Source organism: Limnohabitans sp., assembly GCF_044361645.1.
Taxonomy (GTDB): Bacteria; Pseudomonadota; Gammaproteobacteria; order Burkholderiales; family Burkholderiaceae_C; genus Limnohabitans_A.
Genome location: NZ_JBIKIL010000037.1, coordinates 1 through 23,190, shown reverse-complemented (window position 1 = coordinate 23,190; position 23,190 = coordinate 1). Strand labels below are relative to the sequence as shown.

Below are 23,190 nucleotides of genomic sequence, written 5' to 3'. Positions count from 1 at the left end.
GCTTGGCTTTGACTGTAAGTCTGGACCTACAGTGTGTCAACACAAATTGACATATATTTGTTTTGTCAGGGTTTACACTAAATGCAAGACCTCAAAATCAAATCACACTTGGCGCTGTGTTGTGTGGGGGCTTTCACCGGGTCTCACACCACGCATTTCTTGCGACGAGCACGCCGGCCCTCCGGAGCCTGCCGCTGGTGTATCCCTCCTGATGATTGGTGCTTGTTATGGCGCAATTCAACCTCGAAACCGCACACTCTGCACCCCATGCCGAGCTGCCTCGCCATGCCTTGCCTGAGGCCTTGCGCCAAGGTGCGCCGGTCGGGCCCCGTTTGGTGGGCGGCACCAGCTTCACCGGCAAATCTGCGCTCGATTTGGCGCAAATTCAGATCCTGGCGCAGGCCTGCCTGCAGGGGCTGGACGCGGCGCGGCAAGTGGTGTTTGGCTGGCAGCGCCAGGGGCAGTCGCTGGAAGACATTTACATGCAAGGCATCACGCCTTGTGCCCGCATGCTGGGCGATTGGTGGTGCGCTGACCGCTTGGACTTTGCCATGACCACCATCGCCTCGGCCCATTTGCAGCAGCTGCTGCACGATTTCAGCAGCGAGTTTTTGCAGGAAACGCCCACGCAGCGCCAAGCCTGGAGCCTGCTCTTGTTGACCGAGCCCGGGGCGCAGCACAGCATGGGTTTGTTCATGCTGAGCGAATTTTTCAAACGCGCAGGCTGGCTCGTGACCGTGGGCGTGCCGCAGGATGTGACCGAGTTCAAACGCTTGTTCCAGTCGGACTGGTTTGACGCGGTGGGCATCTCGGTGAGCACCGACCGCCACCTGGACACCCTGGCCGCCTTGTTGCCCAAGCTGCGCGAGGGTTCGGACAACTTGGGGCTGCATGTGTTTGTGGGCGGCCCCATGGCTTTTGTCGCGCCCGAGCGCCTGCAGGGCCTGGCCGCCGAGGTGCTGGCCGAAGACGCGCCGGCCACCGTGGCGCGCATCACCCGGGCCATGCCGATTGCCGCTGACAAGCTGGGCTGATATGGCCAGCTTGATATGCCATTTGACATTGAAATTCCAAGGCCATCTGTTTTTATTGGCATATAAGCCTATACTTCTATGACAAATTCAAGTGTCAACTTCCTGATGCTCAAACCCGTTTGGTTTACAACATGAAGCTTCCCTCTCTGGACCCCTCCACCTTTTCCCAATTGTTGGGGGTGGTGTCTGATGTCACCTTGGTCATGGACCCGCAGGGGGTGATCGATGACGTGTCAACCGGGCGCGACACTTTGGCCGCTTTGGGCTGCCAGGCCTGGGTGGGCCGCCGCTGGGTCGACACCGTCACCAGCGAAAGCCGCAACAAGATTCAAGAAATGCTGTCTTCTCAGGGGGTCCCCGATGTGCTGCGCTGGCGGCATGTGAACCACCTCTCGCCCGTGGGCAACGAAGTGGCCATTCAGTACGTGGTGCTGCCCCTGGGTGGCGGCAAGTTGCTGGCCATGGGCCGCGATCTGGAAAGCCTGGCCGAGTTGCAACGGCGTTTGGTCGAAACACAGCAGTCCATGGAGCGCGATTATTTGCGCCTGCGCCACATTGAGGCGCGTTACCGTGTGCTGTTTGACACCTCGTCCGAGGCGGTGCTGATGGTGGACGCCAGCAGCCAGCGCGTGCTGGAGGCCAATGTGGGCGCGCAGTCTTTGCTCAAGGATGCGGGCAAACGCTTGGTGGGCCGCGATGTGCGCGAATGTTTTGAAGGGGAAAGCCAAGGCGAAGTGCAGTCCTTGTTGCGCACGGCGCTGGCCACCGGCCGCATCGAGATGTGCGCGGCCCGCGTGGCGGGCTTGCCCTCGGCCTGGACGGTGTCGGCCACGGTGTTTCGCCAAGAGGGCGGGGCGCAGTTTTTGGTGCGTTTGGTCACCCGCGAAACCGCGGCAGCGACTTTGCACGATGCCGGGTCTTCGGCGGCTTTGAGCGAAGCCATGGAGCGCTTCCCGGACGGCTGGCTGCTCACCGACACCTCGGGCCTGATCAAGAGTGTGAACGAAGAGGGCATGGCCTTGCTGGGTCTGACGGCCTCGTCGCAAGTGGTGGGCCAGAGTCTCGAGCGCTGGCTGCTGCGCGGTGCGGTGGACTGGGGCGTGCTCAACACCAGCTTGCGCCAGCAGTTGCCGGTGCGCAATTTCGCCACCGAGGTGCGCACCCTCTCGGGCATGACTTTGCCGGTCGAGGTCTCGGCCGTGTGTTTGGCCCGCCCGCAGCCCATGTACGCCTTTTTTGTACGCGACATGGACCGCCGCCTGCAAGGCGGTTCCTCGCTCTCCTCAAGCCAGGCCAACCCCTTTGCCGACTTGTCACAGTTGGTGGGGCGCCGCCCGATCAAAGACATTGTGGGCGAGACGGTGGACACCATTGAGCGCATGTGCATCGAGGCGGCTTTGGAGTTGACCCACAACAACCGCGCTTCGGCTGCGGAAATGCTGGGTTTGTCGCGCCAAAGCCTGTACGTCAAACTGCGCCGCTTTGGCATGGTGGCCGAGGCCGAAGCCGACGCGGGCTGAATGACTTGTCGGATTTGGTTGACACACAGTGTCAATCCCAGTTGACATTCTCAAAAGTCTCTTCACAATGGGGCCATGGACTGTCCGCCCCTCGCCCTCACGCCCCCCTTGACCCGGCCCAAGCTGGGCACGGTGGCTGAACTCCTCAAACCGATCACCTGGTTCCCGCCCATGTGGGCCTTTGCCTGCGGTGTGGTGGCCTCGGGCCAAGACATCGGCGCGAACTGGGTTTTGCTGCTCTTGGGTCTGGTGCTGACCGGCCCCCTGGTGTGCGCCAGCAGCCAGGCGGTGAACGACTGGTTTGACCGGCATGTGGATGCCATCAACGAACCCAAGCGCCCCATCCCCTCAGGCCGCATGCCTGGGCGCTGGGGTTTGGGCATTGCGATTGCCTGGACCGTGCTGTCGCTGGTCTGGGCCACGCTCATGGGGCCTTGGGGCTTTGCGGCCTGTGCCTTGGCCATTGCCTTGTCGTGGGCCTACAGCGCACCACCCGTGCGCCTGAAAAACAACGGCTGGTGGGGCAACTCGGCCTGTGCGCTCAGTTACGAAGGTTTGGCTTGGCTGACCGGCACGGCGGTGATGCTCGGCGGGGCTTGGCCCGGCCCGCATTCGGTGGCCCTGGCCCTGCTGTACAGCGTGGGGGCGCACGGCATCATGACGCTCAACGATTTCAAGGCCATCGAGGGCGACCGCCGCATGGGCGTGGCTTCGCTGCCGGTGCAGCTGGGCGCACACGGTGCGGCGCGCATGGCTTGCTTGTTCATGGGGGTGCCACAGCTGCTGGTGGCTTGGTTGTTGGCCTACTGGCAGCTGCCATGGCACGCTGCAGCCGTGTTGGCTTTGGCTGTGCTGCAAGGGCCCTTGATGCTCAAATTTTTGCGCCAACCGGTAGCGCGTGCTTTGCATGTGTCGGCCTTTGGCGTGCCGCTGTTCGTCAGCGGCATGATGGTCAGCGCTTGGGGCTTGCGCCAGCTCAGCCCGCTTCAACTGTCGGTGGGGGTGGCATGAGCACGGCCTCGAATTCAGGCCTGTTTGGCTGGCCCCAAATCGTCCGCTTGGGTTTGATCCAGGCCTGTTTGGGGGCGGTGGTGGTGGTGACCACGTCCACGCTCAACCGCATCATGGTGGTCGAGTTGGCGCTGCCCGCCTTGTTGCCGGGCTTTTTGGTGGCCTGGCATTACGCGGTGCAAATGGTGCGCCCGCGCATGGGTTTTGGCGCCGACAAGGGCCGCCGCAGCACGCCTTGGATGATGGGCGGCATGCTGGTGTTGGGCCTGGGCGGCGTGATGGCCGCAGCCGCCACGGTGTGGATGGCCGCCGAGCCGCTTTACGGGGCATTGTTGGCCTGGTTCTCCTTCAGTTTGATTGGCCTGGGCGTCAGTGCCTGCGGCACGTCGCTGTTGACCCTGATGGCCAAGCGCGTGCCCGACGAGCGCCGCGCTCCGGCTGCCACCACCGTGTGGCTGATGATGATCGTGGGCTTTGCCGTCACAGCCGGTGTGGTGGGCAAGTTGATCGACCCCTACAGCCCACAGGTGCTGCTTCAGGTCTCAGTGGGTTTGAGTGTGGTCACCGCGATCATCACAGCCCTGTGTTTGTGGGGTTTAGAAACGCCCATGGACGCCGCCGCAGAGCAGTTGTACTCAGACAAGCTGACCAAAGCGCGCTTGCAAAAACAAAATTTCAAAGAAGCCTTCCAAGAAGTGTGGGCCGAGCCTGCGGCGCGCACCTTCACCGTGTTCGTGTTCATGTCCATGCTGGCCTACAGCGCGCAAGATTTGATTTTGGAGCCCTTTGCAGGCGCGGTGCATGGCTTCACGCCGGGGCAGACCACGCAGTTGTCGGGCTGGCACCACACGGGGGTGTTGATCGGCATGCTGGCGGTCGCCGGTGCGGGCTCGCGCTGGGTGGCTGGGCGCCTGGGCTCGGTGCAGGCCTGGATGGTGGGCGGCTGCCTGGTCTCGGCGCTGGCCACCGTGGGCTTGGTCAGCTCGGCCTTGTCGGCCGTTTGGCCGCTCAAGGCCAATGTGGTGTTTTTGGGCGTGGCCAATGGCGCGTTTTCCATCGCGGCCATCGCCACCATGATGCGCCTGGCCGGCGAGGGCAAGGGCGGCAGCGGTAAGGGCCGCGAAGGCACGCGCATGGGTTTGTGGGGCGCGGCGCAAGCGGCGGCCTTTGGCTTGGGTGGTTTGCTGGGCACTGCCGCCAGCGACTTGGCCCACGCCCTGTTGGGGGAACAAGGCACGGCCTATGCAGCCGTGTTTGGCATGCAAGCGCTCATGTTTGCGGTTTCGGCTGCGGTGGCGGTGCGCCTGCGCGGCGGGCCTGTGCAACGGCAGCCCTTGCTTTTTGATGGTCCCGTATTGCTCAAAGGTGGGTCAAGCTCATGAACCAAACCGATTACGACTTTGTGGTGGTGGGCGGAGGGCCTTCGGGCGCCACCGCGGCACACGACCTGGTGCGCCAAGGCTGGCGTGTTTTGTTGTTGGACCGTCAAGGCCGCACCAAACCCTGCGGCGGGGCGATACCGCCGCGCCTGATCAAGGACTTTGACATTCCCGACCACCTGCTGGTGGCCAAGGTGCGTTGCGCACGCATGATCTCACCGGCCGACAACAAGGTCGACATCCCGATTGACAACGGTTATGTGGGCATGGTGGACCGCGACGAGTTCGACGAGTATTTGCGCGAACGTGCAGCCCAGTCGGGCGCGGTGCGCTGCCAGGCGATTTTTGACAAGCTGCAGCACGACGACAGCGGCCAGCTGTGGGTGCACTACACCCCGGTCACGGCCAAAGAGCATGCGGCTGCTGAGCACGCCCAGCCCGTCAAGGTGTCCACCCGCATGGTGGTGGGGGCCGACGGCGCGCGCTCAGAAGTCGCGCGCCAGGCCATTCCCAACGCGCACAAAACCAAATACGTGTTCGCGTACCACGAGATCATTGCTGCGCCGGTGGGTCAGCCCGGTTACGACGCGGCGCGCTGCGACGTGTACTACCAAGGCGAGGTCTCGCCCGACTTTTATGGCTGGGTGTTTCCGCACGGCAAAACCATGAGCGTGGGCATGGGCAGCGCCGACAAGGGTTACTCGCTGCGCAGTGCCACGGCGCGCTTGCGCGAGATTGCTGGCCTGACCCATGCCCCCACTTTGCGCCGCGAAGGCGCACCCATCCCGCTCAAACCGCTGCCCCAATGGGACAACGGCCGCGATGTGGTGGTGATTGGCGACGCCGCAGGCGTGGTCGCCCCATCGTCGGGCGAGGGCATTTACTACGCCATGGACTGCGCCCGGCGCGTCTCCCAAGCGGCGCACCTGGCCCTCAAAACCGGCAACAGCGCTTGCCTGAAGCAAGGCCGCAAAAGCTTCATGAAGCAGCACGGTAAGGTGTTCTGGATTTTGGGCGTGATGCAGTACTTCTGGTACCAAAACGACAAACGCCGGGAAAAGTTCGTCAAGATCTGCGAAGACCGCGACGTGCAGCGCCTGACCTTTGAGTCCTACATGAACAAAGAGTTGGCGCGCAAGGACCCGATGGCGCACGTGCGCATCTTCTTGAAGGACATGGCGCACCTGTTGGGGCTGGCACGCACATGAGGCCTGCGTGAACCCGCATCCAGAACGCGGCCTGCTGATGGCCAGCCTGGGGCGCATGCGCCATGCGTCTGTGCGCGCCCTGCTTGTGGCCTTTGTGCTCAGCTTCGCCACGGCAGGCATTGGCGCGGCCCTGACCGAGCTGGGGCCATGGTACTTTGCGCTCAAGCACCCACCTTGGAAGCCACCGGATGCCGCTTTTGGTGTGATTTGGAGCACCATCTTCACGCTGTGTGCCATCAGCGGCTGGCTGGCCTGGCAGGCGGCGAACACGCCAGCCTTGCGCCGCCGTGTGCTGCTGCTGTTTGGTGTGAATGCCGTGCTCAACATCGTGTGGAGTGCGCTGTATTTCAAGCTGCAGCGCCCGGACTGGGCGCTGTTGGAGGTGGTGTTTTTGTGGCTGTCCGTCTTGGCGCTGATCTTGGGTCTGTGGCGTTTGTCGCGCTGGGCCAGTTTGCTGCTCATCAGCTACTGGGTCTGGGTCAGCATCGCCGCCGTGCTGAACCTGCAAACTGTGATGCTCAACGGGCCTTTTGCTGCGCCATCCGGGACGGGTGTTTTGCGTTGAGTGTTCAGCGTTGAGTGTTCTGCGATAACACCCAAATACCCCAATAACGCTCGGCTTTGCACGCCAACGCCCAACGCCCAACGCCCAACGCCCAACGCCCAACGCCCAACGCCCAACGCTCAACGCTCAACGCTCAACGCCAACGCTCAACTTCATCCACTCCAGGAGCCCGCCCATGCCTCTTTCTCTCATGGCCACGATTTTCTTGCTGATGACCGGTCTGTGCGGCGCGGCCTGTTGGTGGCTGGACCGCAAGGTGCAGCGCCTGTCCGATACGCTGCGCGACGCCTACAAACTGGGCCTGATGATGGTCTACGGCCTGCAGATGGTCTTGCTGCTGATGTTCGCCATTGCGCCGTGACACGGTTTTCACGCGCGGCTTGCGCCGCATGAACAGGCTGTGGCTGATGTTGACGCTGACTGTTTTGACCTTGTTGTCCTGGTGGCTGTGGACTCCCGATGTGCCGCGCGCCACTTTGGAGGCGCGCTATTTGGCGGCCCCGGCTGACCTGCGCCAAGTGGGGCCGTGGCACTTGCATGTGCGCGACAGCGGACCGCCTGGTGCCGCGTCAGGTGCGCGGTCTGATGCCTCATCGGGTGCCTCATCGGATGCCCCGGCGGTGGTTTTGCTGCACGGCTTTGGCGCGAGTTTGCAGACCTGGGACGGCTGGGCCGAGGGTTTGGCCGCCACGCACAGGGTGGTGCGCATCGACCTGCCCGGCAGCGGCCTGAGCCCGCCCGACCCGGAGCGCAATTACACCGACGCACGCAGTGTGCAGATGTTGCTGCACTTGCTGGACGACTTGGGCCTGCCGCGCGCCAGCTTGGTGGGCCACTCCATGGGCGGGCGCATCGCCTGGACTTTGGCTTCCCAGTTCCCCGAGCGCATCGACAAACTGGTGCTGGTGGCCCCAGATGGCTTTGCCAGCTTCGGCTTTGAGTACGGCAAGGCCATGGAGGTGCCCGCGACCTTGAGCCTGCTGCGCCATGTGCTGCCCAAGACCTTGCTGCGCATGAACCTGCAAGCGGCCTATGCGCGACCCGAGTCCCTCACCGATGCCGTCACCACGCGTTACCACGATCTGCTGCTGGCCCCCGGTGCACGCCAAGCCATGCTCGACCGTCTGGCGCAAACCGTGCTGCAAGAGCCCGAACCTTTGCTGCGCCAAATCAAAGCCCCCACCTTGCTGCTTTGGGGGGAGGCCGACGGCATGATCCCTTTCAGCAACGCACGCGACTACCTGCAGGCCATACCGGGCAGCCGTCTGGTGTCGTGGCCACAGGTGGGGCATTTGCCGCAGGAAGAAGCGGCTGGGCTGTCCTTGAACGCGGTGGCCGATTTTTTGCGCTGAAACGCCGACAGGGCCGCTTTGCAAGCGCCTCAGGTGATGCGGATGCCGACCTGGGTGATGCGGTTGCCTTGGGTGGCGCGAACGCTGATTTCGGCTTGGCCCAGGTGCACCATGTCACCTTCTACCGGGGGGCGATGCAAGCTTTCGGCCAGCCATTGGCCCACGCTTTTGCTGGCTTCGCAGGGCAAATTCAGGCCGTAAAACAGGCACAACTCGACCATGGGGGTGGTGGCCGCCAGCACGAAGTCGCCAAACACCAGGCGGGCGTGTTCGGTGTCGTCCGGGTCGGGCAGCACCATGTTCAGGCGTCGCGCGCTCCAGGCAATCGTCGAGCCTTGCAGCACCAGCGAGGTCAGCACCACGATGAAGGCCACATTGAAGTAAATGCTGGCCCCTTGCACCCCGGCCATGACCGGGAAAACGGCCAGCACAATCGGCACCGCGCCGCGCAGACCCACCCAGGAGATGAAAGCGATCTCGCGCCCGGAAAAGTGCAAGGGCTTGAGGCACAGCCAGACCGACAGCGGGCGCGCCACAAACATGAGGACCAGCGATACGCCCAGGGCAGGCCACAAGCTGCGCATCAATTCGCTGGGCGTGACCAGCAGACCCAGCAACAAGAACATGCCCGCTTGCGACAGCCAGGCATAGCCGTCCATGGCCGACAGCGAGGCGCGCACCTGACGGCGCGCCCGATTGCCGATGACCACGCCCATCAAGTAAACCGCTAAAAAACCCGAGCCACCCCACCAGGTGGTGAAGGCAAACACCGTGAGGCCGCCCGACACAATCAGCAAAGCGCGGATGCCGCCGCCGCCGTCCTCGCCTCGGCCCAGGCGTTTGAGCAACTCGGCCAGTGCCCAGCCACAGCCCAGGCCCAGCACGCTGCCCCAGCCCAATTGCCGCAGCAGCGACAGCAGTACATCCGGCAACCCCAGTAACGCGTGGCCGGGGCCTGCTGCGGCCAGGGCGATGGCAATGAAGGTGAGCGTCAGGTACACGGCCATCGGGTCGTTCATGCCCGACTCGATCTCCAGCGTGGCGGCCACACGTTCATTGAGTTGCACGCCGGAGGACTTGAGCAGGGAAAACACCGCAGCCGCATCGGTCGAGCCGACAATGGCGCCCACCAGCAAGGCCAAGGGCCAGGACAAATCCAGCAGCAAATAAGCCGCCGCACCCGTGATGCCCGTGCAGATCACCACGCCCAGCGTGGCCAGCAAAAGTGACGGCCGCAAGCCGGTGCGGAAAGTGCGCATTTGGGTGCGCAATCCGCCGTCCAGCAAGATCACGGCCAAGGCCACGTTGCCCACCCAAAAGCTCAAACGGAAATCGTCAAAGACCAGCCCACCCGGGCCATCCACCCCGGCCAAAATGCCCGTGACCAAAAAAATCAACAGAAAAGAAAACCCGATGCGGGCTGAAAACACGCCGGCCAGCACGCTGATAAAAACCAGCGCTGCGGCTGCCAACAGGGGCAAGGAGAGAAAATCGAGCGATAAAACCATGCCTCGAAAATACCACAGGACCCAAGCCAATGGCCCCAGCGCTCAGCGGGCCAAACGCGCTGGCGTTTTAACCGCCGTAGGACTTCATCATGGCTTCAAAGCTGCCTTTGAGGCCCTCGCGCATGCTGTTGCTGCTGCCCACAATGCTCTCCATGACGCTGAATTGGTTCATGTAGCGGGTCATGAGTTTTTCCATGCGCTCTTCGAGCACCGTCATCTCGGCTTTGAATTTGACAATCTGCGCGGTGGCAGTCTTGCTCTGGGTGTCGATCAGGCCTGTGGAGAGCAGCATTTTTTCGATGCTGTTGACCGCCCCACCTGCCAGACCGGCTGGGGCAGGGCTGTAAATGCTTTGGTTGTTGGTGCCCGCGCTGAACATGGTGGAGACTTCGCCAAAGTTGTTTTGCAAGGCGGTGTCGAGTTTGCTTTCGTCCAAGGTGAGTTTGCCAAAGCGGTCGATGCTCAGGCCCACGTCGCGCGCGGCCTTGATCGTGGTGCCGGGCGTGGACGAGTTGTTGGTGACCATGCCGCGCACTTGGTTGCGCACGCTTTGCAGCAGATTGTCGCCCGCCAACACGCCGCCAAATTCTTCCACTTCGCTGGCGCGGTCACCCAAGATTTTGAGGGTTTCTTCAAAATCGTTGTAAGCCGTGACCAGGCCGCGTATGTTGTCTTTGATGCCCGTGCTGTCGCGGTTCAAGTCGATGCGGGCCGCGCCTGTGGTGTTGGTGTACAGGTCGAGCGTCACGCCGTCGATGACATCGTTGATGGTGTTGCTGTTTCGGGTGACCGTAAGACCGTTGACCTTGATGCTGGCATCGGTGGCGGACTGCAGGGTGGTTGGAAAGCTCACGCCGGACACCGGTACTTTGGGCAGAGGATCAATGGCCGTGCCGTCGTCGCTGCTCAGGCTGAAATTTTGCGCCTCGCCTGTTTCACCCGTCACAACCACGTTGAAGCCGTTGCCGGTGTTGATGAGTTGTGCCGTCACGCCCAGCTTGGCCCCATTGATGGCGCTGACCATGCCAGCTGGGGTGGCGGTGGTGACGTTGATGTCGCCTTTGCTCACGCCGCCCACGCTCAGGTTGAGCTTGAAAGCTGATCCACCGTTCAAAGGGGTGGCTCGGTCTGCGAAGCTGGCACTGGCCGTGCGCTGCGCCAGCGCTGTTTGCAGCACCTCGATGCTGTAGCTGCCCGCTTCTGCAGAGGTGCTGGCGCTGATGCCAAAGGCGGCGGGCTGGGTGTTGGCGGGTTTGATCGAGCTGAAGTCGCTGGCGTCGTTGAGCTTGCCAAAGGCATTTTTCAGCTCGGACAGGGCGTATTTGACGGCGCTGTAGCCGGTGATCTTGGCTTCGGACTTGGCAATCTTGGCTTCGATGCGCTCTTTTTTGGGCGTTTTTTCGGCATCCACCAGGCTTTGTGCCAAGCTTTTCACGTCGATGCCGGAGCCGGCCCCGAGGGTGTTGACAATGCTGCTGGTGGACATGTGGACGGTGTTTCGTTGTGTGGGTGCAAGTGGACTTGTCAAGGGTATCGGCGCGAGGCGCGAACACTTGAGTCAAGCCTGCGGGCTTGGCGTGCGTTCAGCCCCGGATGTAGTCAAAAAGACTCAGGCCTGAAATCTTGGCAAAGCTGCCCATGGCCGCTTCCAGGCCCATCATTTCTTTGTTCATGCGGGTCACGGCTTCGGCGTAGTCCAAGTCTTCGATTTCGGACAAGGTCGATTGGATGCGCAGTGTGGTTTCTTGCAACACATCAAGTTGCGACTGCACCACCGTTTGGTCCGAGCCGTTTTGCGCTTGCGACAAGGTCAAGCTGTTGTGCATTTGGGAGATGTCGGCAATGCCTTGCTGAACCTTGCCTGAGCGGCTGCTGTTGATGCCGTCGATCATCTGGTCCAGCGCGTCAAAAAAGCCCACCGCTTGGCCGTCTTCACGCACCACACGGCTGAACACATCGGTGCCTGCGCGGGTGAATTGCACCGTGCGCTCGACCCCAGCCGGAATGCGGGTTTGCGTCTGGTCACCTTGGTAGACCACCTTGCCATTGGCGTCTTCGGCAAAGGCCGGGGTGTTGACCCGGGTGCCCGAAAATAAAAAGTTGCCACTGTCGTCGCGGGTGTTGCCCAGGCTCAGCAATTGATCGCGCAAGGCCTTCATTTCGACCCCGATGGCTTTGCGGTCATCGGGGGCCAAGGTGTCGTTGGCGGCTTGGATGCCCAGCTCTTTCATGCGAACCAACAAGTCGTTGGAGGCAGAAAGCGCGGTTTCCTCGGCGGTGTAGCGGCGCATGGCCACATCCAGCGTGCGCATGTGGCTTTCTTGGCGCTGCACCTCGCCCTTGAGGCGTTGGATGGCGGCGGCTTGGTCGGGCGCTGCGCTGGGCGACAAAATTTGTTTGCCTACGGCCATTTGCGCTTGTGTGGTGGCCAGCTTGTTTTGGATGGTGCTCATGCGCTCGGTGGCGCGGTCAAACAAGAACGAGGTGGAGATTTTCATGCGTCAGGCCTTTCAGCGCACTTGCAAAATGGCATCGAACAAAGCCATGGCGGTTTGCATGACTTTGGCGTTGGCTTGGTAGGCCTGTTGAAAGCGCACCAAGGCCGAGGCCTCTTCGTCCAAACTCACGCCCGAAATGCTGTCGCGCGATTCTTGGGCTTGGCGGTACACCACCTGCAGCGCTTGATCGGCAATGGCCGCTTGGCGGGCGACGTTGCCCACTTGGTTCACGCGCTCGATGTAGGCCTCGGTGATGGTCAGCCCGCCGGGCATGAGTCGCTGGTCTTCCAGTGCCACCAAGCGCAGCATGGTCTCGTTGTTGCCAATGCCGTCGCGGTTGCCGTCGATGGTGAATTGGTCGCCCGCTTTGGGGGCGGTGGAAAAAGCCAGCTTCAGGCCCCGGTAGCTCAAGCTGGGCGTGGCCGACAAGGGGTCGGGGATCAGGCTGCGTTCGGCCAACACGGTCAGCGAGCGGGTGTCGATGATCTGGTAGTCCTGGTCGCTGGTGAATTTGACCTGCAAAGCCGAGGCCCGCAAGCTTTGTTTCATGTCGCCTTGGATGTCGGCAAACTGGGCGGTGAGCTGCACCTTGCTGGCCGCGTCGCCCGGGCTCAGTGCGTTGTCGGTCACAAACAGCAGCAAATCGTCTGCCGCTTGGCCCCGAATGCGCAGCGTGGTGTCAAAGCCCAAACGCAGCAAATCGGCGGGTGTGCCCGTGCCCTTGCCCAGTCGGATGTCGTCGGTGGTGTTACCCGCCGGACGGCTGAGCACCAATTTGCCGTCCACAGCGCTGGCGGTGATGCGGCTGCTGGCCGGCTCCAAAGCGGTGGCGGTGTTCAGCCAGTTCACCACTGAGCTCAGTGTCAAAGGGCCTGCCAAGGCGGGCAGGTTTTGGCCGTTCAGGGTCAGCGCCCCTTCGGCCAAGCCGTCCGCTGAGCCGACAAAGGTCTGGCCTGTGAGCGTGGCCGTGGTTTTCAGGGGGGCCAAAGCTTTGCCCGAAGTCGAGTCAAATTGTTGCTCCAGACCGACTTCGGCCATGGCACCCAAAAACACGTCCATGCTCAGATAGGTGTTGGGGCTCACGCCGTTGATTTGAGTTGCGCTGTAGCGGGCACCTTCTTCCATGCCGTTGGCGGTTTTGAGCAGCAGGGTTTGCTGCGATGCGCTGAGCGGGCTGCCCAGCAGGTGGCGGCCATCGCGCGAGAGCACTTGCAGGCTTTGCCCCGGGCCCGGCGCGTGCAGCGTGAGCGAGAGGTTTTGCATGCCAATGGGCACCAAGCCCAAGGAGGCCACGCCTTGGCTGGCTTCGATGTTGACTTCGATCGAGGCAATTTGCGGGGCCTTGGCCTGGGCCAAATCGCCGCGCAAGTGGCTGGGCCCTTCAAAGCGTTCGGCGCTGTAAGCGATGCGGGCTTGCGCGGTGCCGCTGTTGAGCGGGTTATCGATCACGCGAAACTGTCCGGCCGCAGCGATGCGGTTGGCGTCTTGCACCAGCAAGGTCATGCCGGCGGCTTTGCCACTGGGGGCGGGCACAAAGCCAAACAAATCGCCACCGAGTTGGCCCTCGGCGTCCAGCCCGTCGCGGTGCACTTGGTTGATTTGCGTGACCAGTGTGCTGGCCAAATCGTTCATGGCGTAAGCCGCTGGGCTGAGCACTTGCTCGCGAAAATTCATCACCCCGCCGATTTTGCCGCTGCTGATGCTGCTCATGGTCTCGGGGGTGCCGTAGGCGTCGAGCGTGAACTCGAGTTTGCCCGGCTCTATCGCCGACTCGGACACGCTGATTGCACGCGCCGTGGCTTTGCTGACCAAGATGCCTTGGTCCAGGGTGTCGCCCACGCTCACGGTGACCGCACCATTGGGCTCAAAGCGGGTCTTGATGGCCACCAAGCCCGACAGGTCGCGCAGCAACAGGTCGCGTTGGTCGAGCAGCTCTGAGGGCTGGCGGTCGGCCGAGGTGTGTTTGGCCAGTTGTTTGTTCATCAAGGCCAATTGGCTGGTCAGGGCATTGACTTGGCCCACATCGGTTTCTACCGACTGCCGGGTCTCGTTGTCCATGATCTCGAACTGACCCGCCAATTGCCGAAAACGGGCGGCCAAGCCATCGGCGTCGCGCAGAAAAATGCTGCGCGAGACCACCGAGGCGGGGTCGCTGGACAGGTCGCGGGCCGATTCAAAAAAGCGGTTCATGGCCGTGGTCAGGCCAATGCTCTCGTCGCCCATCACGTCGATCAGGCGGTTCACGTAAGACAGCAAGGGCTTTTGACTTTGCAGATCGCTGTTGCTGTTGCGCAGGTTGGACTCGACAAAGGCGTCGTATTGGCGCTGCACCGCATCAAAGCGGGCTCCCGTGCCCAGGTAGCTGCCCCCGAGTTGGCGTGGTTGGTTGGACGCCAGCGAGACGTCTTGCCGGGTGTAACCATCGGTGTTGACGTTGGCAATGTTGTTGGACACCGTGGCCAGCGCCCGCTGGTAGGCGGTGACGCCCGAGCTGCCGATGCTGAGCAAGTCACTCATGGCTTATTGACCAGTTTGAAACCGTTGGGGCGCTCTAAGCGGTAGGCCTCGGCGGCTGCTGGCTGCATCGCCATGGGCTCTCGCACCGGGTTCAGGGGCAGGGCGGGAGCGCTCGGACCCATGGCTTGGCGTTGGCGCAGCGCGTCTTGTGTGCTCAGGGCCTGCGACTGGTTCATTTGGCGCTCCAGCATGTCGGCCAAACCCATGCCGCCGCGTTGGGCCATGCTCAGGGAGACTTCTTTGTCCATCAGGTCTTGGTACATCTCGGTGCTGCCGGTGTCGACCAAGTCGCTTTTCTCCACCGAGTCGCGCATGGTCTTCATCATTTGCTGGATGAAGTAGGCCTCAAACTGTTCGGCGGTCTTGCGCACCGCTTTGCTCGGGTCGCGCGCGGCATCGCCCTTCAACTGCGCCAAGGCGTTGAAGTCCAGGTAGGAACCGGCGGGGGTGATGTCGCTCATGGCTTTTTGAGACGTTGGTGTGGGTCAGATGATGATCAGCTCGGCGCGCAAGCTGCCGGTGCTTTTCAAGGCTTCAAGGATGGCGATCAAGGCTGAGGGCGTGGCCCCGACTTGGTTGACCGCGTCCACCACTTGGCGCAAATCAACGCCTGGCTGGAACAAAAACATGGGTTTGTTGGGCTCGGTCACTGCGATCTCGGCGTTTTGCACGCCCACAGTTTGGCCTTGTGCAAAGGCGTTGGGCTGCGACACCTCGTTGGTGGCGGCGATGGCCACCGAGATGGTGCCGTGCGAGACGGCCGAGGCACTGACCCGCACGTTGCGGCTGATCACCACCGTGCCGGTGCGCGAGTTGACCACCACGCGGGCCGGGGGTTCGCCGGGCACCACATCGAGGTTTTCGACCAAGCTCATGAAGGCCACGCGCTGCGACATGTCGGTGGGTGCGCGCACGGCAAAGGACATGCCATCAAGGGCGCGGGCAGTGCCTTCGCCAAAACTTTTGTTGACCGCGTTGACGATGGCGGTGGTGGTGGTGAAGTCCGACTCGCGCACGTTCATGACCACGTGGTCTGAGCTCTCAAATGGGGTGTCGACCATGCGCTCGACGGTGGCACCGTTGGGAATGCGGCCCGATGTGGGCACGCCAATGCTGACCTTGGAGCCCGCAGCGCTGGTGTCAATGCCGGTGACCGTCAGCGCCCCTTGGGCCAGGCCGTAGACCTCGCCGTCCACACCGCGCAGGCTGGTCAACAGCAAATTGCCGCCGCGCAAACTGGTGGCTTTGCCGATGGCCGAGACGTTGATGTCGATTTTTTGACCCGGTTTGGCAAAGGCGGGCAGCTCGGCCGTGATCATCACAGCGGCGACGTTTTTGATGTCGATGGAGCCAGAGCCTTGGTCTTTTTCGAAGTCCGACAAAGGGCCCTCTAGGCTCACGCCCATGCGGCTGAGCATGGACTTCATGCTTTGCGCAGTGAAGGACACATCGGCACCATCGCCCGAGCCTTGCAAGCCCACCACCAAACCGTAACCGATGAGCTGGTTGGTGCGACCTGCCGCCACGCTGGCCAGGTCTTTCACGCGGTCGGCCCAAGCGCTGGCGTTCAAACCAAGCAGCAGCATCAGGGCAATCAAGGTGGTTTTCATGGCGGGTCTTTGGCTAAGAGGTCTTGGGCTGATTTGGCTGTGCGGGCTCAGAACGGCCACAGAGAGAGCAAGGCGCGGGTGCCCCAGCCGGCTTTGGCGGCGTTGGCCAGTTCGCCGGTGCCACGGTAGGCAATCTGGGCATTGGCCAGGCGGCGCGACAGCACGGTGTTGTTGGGCGAGACGTCGTCGGGTCGGATGATGCCGCTGACCTGGATGATTTCAGTGCCTTCGGTCAAGGCCAGTTGCTTTTCGCCGCGCACCATCAGGTTGCCGTTGGCCAGCACCTCGGTCACGGTCACCGACACATCGCCCTCCAAGCTGGCATTTTGGGTGGCTTCACCACCACCATTGCTTTCGATGTTGGCTCTGCTCAGGTCCACACCCCCCATGATGCCGCGCAGGCGTGTGCCCAAGATTTTGTTGGGCAGGCTGGCGCCTTGCACCCGGGCATTCAGGCCATTGGGTGCGTTGGCAACCGAGGGGATGACGTCGTTTTTGGCGTTCCGCGTGACCTCGCCGGTTTGTTTGCGACCGGCTTGGGTGGACTCATCGAGCAACACGGTGATCACATCGCCCACACGGTAGTTGCGGCTGCGGCCAAAAAAATTGTCGCTTTGGCGGCCGTTGTAGATGGCCCCTGTGGCCATGCGGGGCTTTTCGGTCAGCACCGGCATGACCGGCGCGAACGCGGGCGAATGGGCCATGGGCGCGGGTGCGCTGGCGCAGCCTGCCAAGCCCAAGGCCAGCAAAGCGGGGGCCAAGGCGCGGGTGACCAAAGTCAAGCGGACAGGGCTCGCGCCGACAGGGGTGGAGCGGACAAGATGGGCGTGTGTCATGGGGCGCTCACATGTTGTTGTTCAAGAAGCGCAGCATGCCGTCCACGGCAGAGATGGCTTTGGAGTTGATTTCATAGGCGCGTTGCGTCTCGATCATGTTGACCATTTCTTCGACCACGTTGACGTTCGAGGCCTCCAGGGCACCCTGCATCAGTTGGCCCGCGCCGCCTTGGCCCGCTTGGCCCACGATGGCGGCACCACTGGCACCGGTTTCTTTCAATAAATTTTGACCAATGGCTTGCAGGCCAGCCGGGTTGGCAAAGCGGGCGATTTGAATCTGGCCCAGCACCTGGGCGCCGCCGCCGCCTGCGGTCTCGACCGAGACGGTGCCGTCTTGGCCAATCGAGATGCTCGCCACGTTGGGCGGGATGGTGATGGCCGGCTGCAGCGCTGCGCCATTGGAGGTGACCAATTGCCCGGTCGCCGAGAGCTTGAAACCCCCGTCGCGGCTGTAAGCGATGGTGCCATCGGCTTGGGCGATTTGGAAAAAGCCCTCGCCTTGCACCGCCAGGTCCAAGGCGTTTTTGGTGGTCACCAAGCTGCCTTGGGTGTGGGTTTTTTCGGTGGCCACGATGCGCACACCGGTGCCCAGCATCAGGCCCGTGGGTGCTTGCGCATCGGCCCCAATTTGGGCACCGGGTTGGCGCAGGTTTTGGTAGAGCATGTCCTCGAAGCTGGCGCGGTCGCGCTTGAAGCCCGTCGTGTTGACGTTGGCCAGGTTGTTCGAGATGACCGACATGCGCGTTTGCTGCGCATCCAGGCCGGTCTTGGCAATCCACATTGAGGCATCCATGGGGTGCTCCTGTCAGGGGTTAAGCGGCTTTCATCATGGAAGCGCCGGACTCGTCGAGCCCTTTCATTTCCTTGATGACGCGAATTTGCATTTCGAAACTGCGCGAGTGGTCAATCAAGCGGGTCATGGCCTCCACGGCACTGACGTTGCTCCCCTCCAGGGCCTGAGGAATCACTTTGGGCAGTGTTTCTCCTAAAGCAATGTCTGTGCCATTTGGTTTTTCCGACACCCTGAACAAACCGTCTTCGCGGCGTGCCAGAACAACGCTGGAGGCATCGCGCAGCCGAAGCTGGCCCAGCAGCACATCGGGCGCAGGCCCGACCTGGGCCGGGTCGCGGGCGTAAATGCTGCCATCGGGGTTGATGCTGACCAACAATCCCGGTGGAATGGCGATCGGGCCGTCTTCGCCCAGCACCAAATGGCCTGAGCCGTTTTCGAGCTGGCCCTGGATGTTGACTTTCAGGTCACCTCGGCGGGTGAAAGCGGTGTCCCCGTTGGGGGCCTGCACCGTGAGCACGGCCCGCTCGGCCATGGCCACGTCCATCGGGCGACCTGTGGCCATGACGGGGCCCGGGTCCATGCGCACCAAGTCTCGGGCCAAGCTTTGGGCTTGGTAGCGGGTGTCAAAACCAGCACCCTCGACTTTGATGGACTGCAAAGCCACGTCGTAACTGCTTTTGAAGCCCACGGTGGACACGTTGGCCAGGTCGTTGACCAGCACCTGGCGTCCAGTGGCCTGCTCTTTGATGGTGGCGTTGGAGGTGAAGACGAGGCGGTCCATGGTGCTGTTTTCGGGGTGTCAGTTGTTTGGGTCAGTGGCTCGGTGTCAGGACATCAAGAACGGATGTTGATGATGGCGCTGGTCATGGTGGAGCTGGTCTCAATCGCCTTGGCGTTGGCCTGGAAGTTACGCTGTGCGGTGATCAAGTCCACCAGCTCTTGCGTCAAGTCCACGTTGGCACGCTCGGTGGCACCGGCGCGGATCGAGCCGAAACCGGCCGAACCGGCCTCGCCCACTTTGGCCACTCCCGAAGTGGCCGAGGCCAGGTAACTGGCGTCACCCACTTGGCGCAGGCCAGAGGGGCTGGAGAAGTTGGCCAGCACGATCTTACCCAGCGAATTTTGCGAGCCGTTGGAGTAGGTGGCGTTGACCAGACCGTCCACGCCAATGTCCAGGCCCATCAACTCGCCTTCGGGCGCGCCGTCTTGCGCTTGCGACAGCACGGCAAAGGAGCTGGAGTATTGGGTGGACTGGGTGAAGTCGATCGACATGGTCAGCGCGCCCTTGCCGCCGGCCAAGAAGGCGGTTTCAAAAGCCATGGGTTTGATGGGCGAGACGGGTTTGCCGGTCAGGTCAAAGGTCAGCTCGCCGCGGTCCAAGAACACCGGCCACCAGTCGTTTTTGGTGTTCAGGTCCGAGATGTCTTCGGTCTGCCTGCCGTTGCGCACGTACTGCAAGGCACCGTTGTCGGCGTATTGGGCCAATTTGATCCACTGCGTGGTTTGTCCAAAGCGCATTTCGGTGTTGGCCAAACCCCAGTCGGGGTGGCCTGTGACCTGCAGCGATGCAGCGTCGCCGGTGGTGCCGGTTGAGAAAATCAACTGCTTGGCCTTGCTGTCCCATTTCACCTCAACGCCTGCGATTTCGCGCCGTGTCACCGGGTCCTCGATGTCGTTGATCTTTTCCTTCAACTTGGCGGCCAGCGTCTCCATGGAGTAGCTGCCGGTGTCGATGCTGATGCGGGCGGTGATGCCGTCCACCGACACCGTGAAGTCGTTGTTCGCCTCGACCACCGAGATGTTGCCCGCAGTGTTGATGGTGAGTGATTCGCTGGACAACACGGCTGGAAAGCTGGGTTTGCCGCGCTGCGCCTCGTCCAACGCGCTGGGCGTTTCCAACAGGCCCAGACCCGAAGCGTCGGGCGTCACACCCAACAAGTTGCTGGCCAGGATCTCGGCATCGGTGGCCAATGCCGCGGTGCCGACGGGGGTGGTTTCCAGGCGGATGTTGGAGGCATCGCCGGTGGTGCCCGAGTTGAATGAGAAGCGGCCCGAATCGGGGTTGAAATTCACGGTGATGCCATAACGCGAATTGACCTTGGGGTCGTTTTCGGGTGTTGATGGGTTGTCTGGCGAGTCGTCTAAGTTGCCCATCACGTTGTTGATTGAAATTTGTAAATTTCGCGCCAAGGTGGCCGGGTCTTTGTCGGCTGAGGTCAAGCTGTAGTTGATGCGGGTCAGCGGGGAGTCGTCCACCGAGAGCCAGAAGGACAGGGGGTTGTCGACTTTGAAATCGGTGGCGGTGGCGTCAGGGCTGGTTTTGTAAAAGCCCGAGGCGATGTCAAAAAAATTGGAGTTGATGGCATCGCCCACTGCCGGAGCCGGTGTGGAGTTGCGCACATCGGTCAGTTGGTCCAAGGTGTACATGGCCACCGTGCCGCTGGGCGGGGTGACCGAGGGGTCGGACTTGGGGCGGATGTCACCGTACTTGTTGACGAACAGTTCGGAGCCGGTGTTGTTGGAGGCTTGCTGCAAAGCGGGCTTGACTTGGGTGTCACCCACAAAAAACTCGGTCTGCCATTTCGAAAAAGGGCTGCCTGGGCTGGCGTTTTGGGTCTTGGTGTAGTAGACGGTGGCCAAGTAACCGTTGCCGCCGCTGTCGTACACGGTCAGGGCGGTGCTCTTGTTGTAGGTGATGGGGTTGCTGCGGTCAAAGTCGGCCAGGATCACGGGCGAATCTGCGGGCAAGTTCAGGCCCAACTGGATCTTGGTCGTTTCTTTGGCTTCGCCCGAGGTCTTGGGCGGAATCACCAGGGGCGCCAAACGCTCCAAGTCGGCCTTGCCGGACGAGTCCACCGAGGCGGCCAGCAGGCGTTGCCCGGTGGAGTTGACCACGTTGTTTTGGTCGTTCAGGGTGAAGGAACCGTTGCGGGTGTAGATGTCTTGCAGGCCGTCGGGCGTTTTGAGCGGAAAGAAACCGTCGCCTGTGATGGCCAAGTCGAGCGAGTTGCCCGAGGTGGAGATGTTGCCCTGGCTGAATTCTTGACTCACTTGCTTGAGTGAGACGCCCTGGCCGATGTTGCTGGATGACTTTTGCAAGGGCGATGTCGAGAAAATGTCCCCAAAGTCTGCGCGTGAGCGCTTGAAGCCCGAGGTGCCGACGTTGGCGATGTTGTTGGAGGTGACGGCCAACTGGGCGGTGGCCGAGTTCAGGCCGGTGAGCGAGGTGTAGAACGACATGCTGGGGGGCTCCTGAGGAACTTGAGGTTTGGGGGTGTTGGGCTTGACGCTTCAGCAGGGCTCAGATGCCCACGCGCTTGACGTCGGTCAGCAGCATGGTTTTGCCGCCGTCGAGTTCGACGCTGACGCTGCCGTCTGCGGGGTTGGTGGCAATGGCCCGCACGGTAGACAAAGTGCTGACCGGTACGTTGGTGGTTTGGCCATTCACCACGGCGCTGGCGCTCAGGCGGTAAAGACCCGAGGGCACAGGGTTGTTGGCCGCGTCTTTGCCGTTCCAGGTGATGGGGGCGGTGCCAGGCATTTGCGGGCCAGCGCTCAGCGCTTGCACCAAACGGCCCTGGCTGTCGAAGACGCTCAGCTGCACGCCACTGGCACCCATGGGCAAGTCGATGCTGGCGTCCATGCTGTCACCCGATGCGAGTTGGGTGGGGGTGTCCACGGTGGCCACTTTTTTGCCAATCAGCGAGGCGCTGTTGAGCATGCGTTCGCCCGACATGGCGGTGACAAAGGTGTCGAGCGAGCCCTGCATATTGGTCAGCGCTTCGAGCTGCGAGAACTGCGCCAGCTGCGCCACAAAAGCCTCGTTTTTGACGGGCTCCAGCGGGTTTTGGTTTTGCAGTTGGGCGGTGAACAAGGTCAGGAAATCCTGTTTGCCCATGTCCTCGTTGGTTTTTTTGGCGGCATCTTTCACGTCTTCGTAGCGCGAGACGTTTTGCAGCAAGCTCGATGAACTGATGGAGTCGGTGGCCATAGGGTGCTTTCGGGTCAGGCCTTGGTGATGTCCAGCGTGCGCATCATGAGTTGACGCGCCGTGTTGATCACCTCGACGTTGTTTTGGTAAGAGCGTGCAGCGGCCATCATTTCAACCATCTCGGTGACTTCGCTCACGTTCGATTGGTAGACATAACCGTCTTCGTTGGCCAAGGGGTTGCGCGGGTCTGAGACGCGGCGCGGTGGCACCGAATCGTCGGCCATTCGATCGACCTTGACACCACCCACATAGGGCGCGCCCTGGTGCGTCATCTGGGCATCGACCAAGGCCTTGAAAACCGGGCGCTTGGCGCGAAAGGCGTCTTGTTCGTTGGTGGACACCGTGCCCGCGTTGGCCAGGTTCGAGGCCGTGGCGTTCATGCGGGTGAGCTGCGCGTTGAGCGCTGAGCCCGCAATGCCAAAAATATTGTCCATGGCCATGCTTTAGTCTCCCCTCAAGGCTTTTCGCACGCCGCTCACGCGGTTTTCTAAAAAGCTCAGCGTGGCTTGGTAATCGGCGGCGGCTTTGCCGTATTGCGCTTGTTCCACGCTCATCTCCACGGTGTTGCCGTCAAACGAGGTGTTGAAAGGTGTGCGAAAGCGCATGCCATCGGCGTCCAAGCCCTGGCCCATGGCAAAGTGGCCACTGCTGGTGGTGTGCATGGCGGTACTTTGTTGCTGTGTTTCGCTCATCACGGCCTTGAAGTCGATGTCGCGCGCTTTGTAGTGCGGGGTGTCCGCGTTGGCAATGTTTTGTGCCAACACCTCTAGGCGACGGCTTTTGACTTGCAAGGCCTGCTCGTGCACGCCGAGTGCTTGGTTTAACAAATTCATCTGGACTCCTGGGTCGTGGGTTCGATGTTCACAGTCCGTCAATCTTTTGACGAAGGGTGCTCAAGTTGAGCCGCTTGCTGTCGAGGCATGCAAGACCTGTGCCAATGCGTTTTGAAACCTTTGGCGCTCGCCCAGCTGACCCTTGCCGGTGGCAGCGGCAATTTGCCGTCAGGGCTTGGGCCATGCGGCAAGGGCTTGCCGCATGGCTTGCCCTGCGCTGCTGAACCGGCCCCCCTCGTCATGGCGAACGCAGCGCGGCCATCCATTCCCCCCGTCATGGCGAGCGCAGCGTGGCCATCCATTCCCCGCCGTCATGGCGAGCGCAGCGTGGCCATCCATCTTTTGTCACCTTGGGCGGAAGGCGCACAAATGCATGGATCGCTTCGTGCCTCGCGATGACGGTTTTGGTGGTGACTGTCACTGCGATGGCATCACCCAGTCCACCGTCATGGCGAGCGCAGCGTGGCCATCCATCTCTTGTCACCTTGGGCGGAAGGCGCACAAATGCATGGATCGCTTCGTGCCTCGCGATGAC

At 61.9% G+C, this 23,190-nt stretch carries 22 protein-coding genes; 8 read left to right on the top strand and 14 right to left on the bottom strand.

Going from position 1 to position 23,190, the window contains the following annotated elements:
• The first annotated feature begins 227 nt into the window (after positions 1–227).
• The 8 genes from ACIQ39_RS07770 to ACIQ39_RS07735 all read left to right on the top strand — a co-directional run bounded on the left by ACIQ39_RS07770 (position 228) and on the right by ACIQ39_RS07735 (position 8,069).
• Positions 228–1,034 (top strand): B12-binding domain-containing protein, encoded by an 807-nt coding sequence (locus tag ACIQ39_RS07770; RefSeq protein ID WP_396434043.1) that lies wholly within the window; start codon positions 228–230, stop codon positions 1,032–1,034.
• Between the two features lie 131 nt (positions 1,035–1,165).
• Positions 1,166–2,554 carry a transcriptional regulator PpsR gene (gene ppsR / locus ACIQ39_RS07765; RefSeq protein WP_396434042.1) on the top strand — a complete coding sequence of 463 codons (1,389 nt, stop codon included), beginning with the start codon at positions 1,166–1,168 and terminating at the stop codon, positions 2,552–2,554.
• Between the two features lie 75 nt (positions 2,555–2,629).
• Complete coding sequence (gene chlG / locus ACIQ39_RS07760; RefSeq protein ID WP_396434041.1) at positions 2,630–3,565, top strand: chlorophyll synthase ChlG; 936 nt, start codon at positions 2,630–2,632, stop codon at positions 3,563–3,565.
• Positions 3,562–4,947: a BCD family MFS transporter gene (locus tag ACIQ39_RS07755; protein ID WP_396434040.1), complete on the top strand. Its 1,386-nt coding sequence runs from the start codon at positions 3,562–3,564 to the stop codon at positions 4,945–4,947. The genes chlG and ACIQ39_RS07755 overlap by 4 nt, the downstream gene beginning before the upstream one ends.
• A complete protein-coding gene (locus ACIQ39_RS07750; RefSeq protein WP_396434039.1) occupies positions 4,944–6,152 on the top strand; it encodes a geranylgeranyl diphosphate reductase in 1,209 nt (402 codons plus the stop codon). The genes ACIQ39_RS07755 and ACIQ39_RS07750 overlap by 4 nt, the downstream gene beginning before the upstream one ends.
• A 7-nt stretch (positions 6,153–6,159) precedes the next feature.
• A complete protein-coding gene (locus ACIQ39_RS07745; RefSeq protein WP_396434038.1) occupies positions 6,160–6,717 on the top strand; it encodes a TspO/MBR family protein in 558 nt (185 codons plus the stop codon).
• A 175-nt stretch (positions 6,718–6,892) separates the two neighbouring features.
• Positions 6,893–7,078 carry a hypothetical protein gene (locus ACIQ39_RS07740; protein WP_396434037.1) on the top strand — a complete coding sequence of 62 codons (186 nt, stop codon included), beginning with the start codon at positions 6,893–6,895 and terminating at the stop codon, positions 7,076–7,078.
• 28 nt (positions 7,079–7,106) lie between these two features.
• The gene (locus tag ACIQ39_RS07735; protein ID WP_396434036.1) at positions 7,107–8,069 is read left to right on the top strand and encodes an alpha/beta fold hydrolase; all 963 of its coding nucleotides are present in this window, start codon (positions 7,107–7,109) and stop codon (positions 8,067–8,069) included.
• A gap of 29 nt (positions 8,070–8,098) precedes the next feature.
• Here ACIQ39_RS07735 and ACIQ39_RS07730 read toward each other — a convergent pair whose 3' ends face one another.
• The 14 genes from ACIQ39_RS07730 to ACIQ39_RS07665 all read right to left on the bottom strand — a co-directional run.
• Complete coding sequence (locus tag ACIQ39_RS07730) at positions 8,099–9,577, bottom strand: potassium/proton antiporter (protein ID WP_396434035.1); 1,479 nt, start codon at positions 9,575–9,577, stop codon at positions 8,099–8,101.
• 67 nt (positions 9,578–9,644) lie between these two features.
• Entirely contained in the window at positions 9,645–11,063 is a 1,419-nt protein-coding gene (gene fliD / locus ACIQ39_RS07725) for a flagellar filament capping protein FliD (RefSeq protein ID WP_396434034.1), read from the bottom strand.
• A 97-nt stretch (positions 11,064–11,160) separates the two neighbouring features.
• Positions 11,161–12,075 carry a flagellar hook-associated protein FlgL gene (flgL, locus tag ACIQ39_RS07720; protein WP_396434033.1) on the bottom strand — a complete coding sequence of 305 codons (915 nt, stop codon included), beginning with the start codon at positions 12,073–12,075 and terminating at the stop codon, positions 11,161–11,163.
• A gap of 12 nt (positions 12,076–12,087) precedes the next feature.
• Positions 12,088–14,592 carry a flagellar hook-associated protein FlgK gene (flgK, locus tag ACIQ39_RS07715; protein ID WP_396434032.1) on the bottom strand — a complete coding sequence of 835 codons (2,505 nt, stop codon included), beginning with the start codon at positions 14,590–14,592 and terminating at the stop codon, positions 12,088–12,090.
• Positions 14,589–15,053, bottom strand: a complete 465-nt coding sequence (locus ACIQ39_RS07710; RefSeq protein ID WP_396434031.1) for a rod-binding protein — start codon at positions 15,051–15,053, stop codon at positions 14,589–14,591. Before ACIQ39_RS07710 ends, flgK begins: the two co-directional genes overlap by 4 nt.
• A 24-nt stretch (positions 15,054–15,077) precedes the next feature.
• Positions 15,078–16,202: a flagellar basal body P-ring protein FlgI gene (locus ACIQ39_RS07705; protein WP_396434030.1), complete on the bottom strand. Its 1,125-nt coding sequence runs from the start codon at positions 16,200–16,202 to the stop codon at positions 15,078–15,080.
• A gap of 47 nt (positions 16,203–16,249) precedes the next feature.
• Positions 16,250–17,038, bottom strand: coding sequence for a flagellar basal body L-ring protein FlgH (locus ACIQ39_RS07700; protein ID WP_396434029.1), 789 nt, complete (start codon positions 17,036–17,038; stop codon positions 16,250–16,252).
• A gap of 7 nt (positions 17,039–17,045) precedes the next feature.
• Positions 17,046–17,831, bottom strand: a complete 786-nt coding sequence (flgG, locus tag ACIQ39_RS07695; RefSeq protein ID WP_396434028.1) for a flagellar basal-body rod protein FlgG — start codon at positions 17,829–17,831, stop codon at positions 17,046–17,048.
• Between the two features lie 19 nt (positions 17,832–17,850).
• On the bottom strand, positions 17,851–18,612 hold the full coding sequence (locus ACIQ39_RS07690; protein WP_396434027.1) for a flagellar basal body rod protein FlgF: 762 nt from the start codon (positions 18,610–18,612) through the stop codon (positions 17,851–17,853).
• A 53-nt stretch (positions 18,613–18,665) separates the two neighbouring features.
• Positions 18,666–21,071 carry a flagellar hook-basal body complex protein gene (locus ACIQ39_RS07685; protein ID WP_396434026.1) on the bottom strand — a complete coding sequence of 802 codons (2,406 nt, stop codon included), beginning with the start codon at positions 21,069–21,071 and terminating at the stop codon, positions 18,666–18,668.
• Positions 21,072–21,132: 61 nt separating this feature from the next.
• Entirely contained in the window at positions 21,133–21,822 is a 690-nt protein-coding gene (locus tag ACIQ39_RS07680; protein WP_396434025.1) for a flagellar hook assembly protein FlgD, read from the bottom strand.
• 14 nt (positions 21,823–21,836) lie between these two features.
• Positions 21,837–22,262, bottom strand: coding sequence for a flagellar basal body rod protein FlgC (flgC, locus tag ACIQ39_RS07675; protein ID WP_396434024.1), 426 nt, complete (start codon positions 22,260–22,262; stop codon positions 21,837–21,839).
• A gap of 3 nt (positions 22,263–22,265) precedes the next feature.
• The gene (flgB, locus tag ACIQ39_RS07670; protein ID WP_396434023.1) at positions 22,266–22,655 is read right to left on the bottom strand and encodes a flagellar basal body rod protein FlgB; all 390 of its coding nucleotides are present in this window, start codon (positions 22,653–22,655) and stop codon (positions 22,266–22,268) included.
• A gap of 274 nt (positions 22,656–22,929) precedes the next feature.
• Positions 22,930–23,190, bottom strand: a 261-nt coding sequence (locus tag ACIQ39_RS07665) for a hypothetical protein (protein WP_396434022.1), incomplete at its 5' end; no start/stop codon positions are given.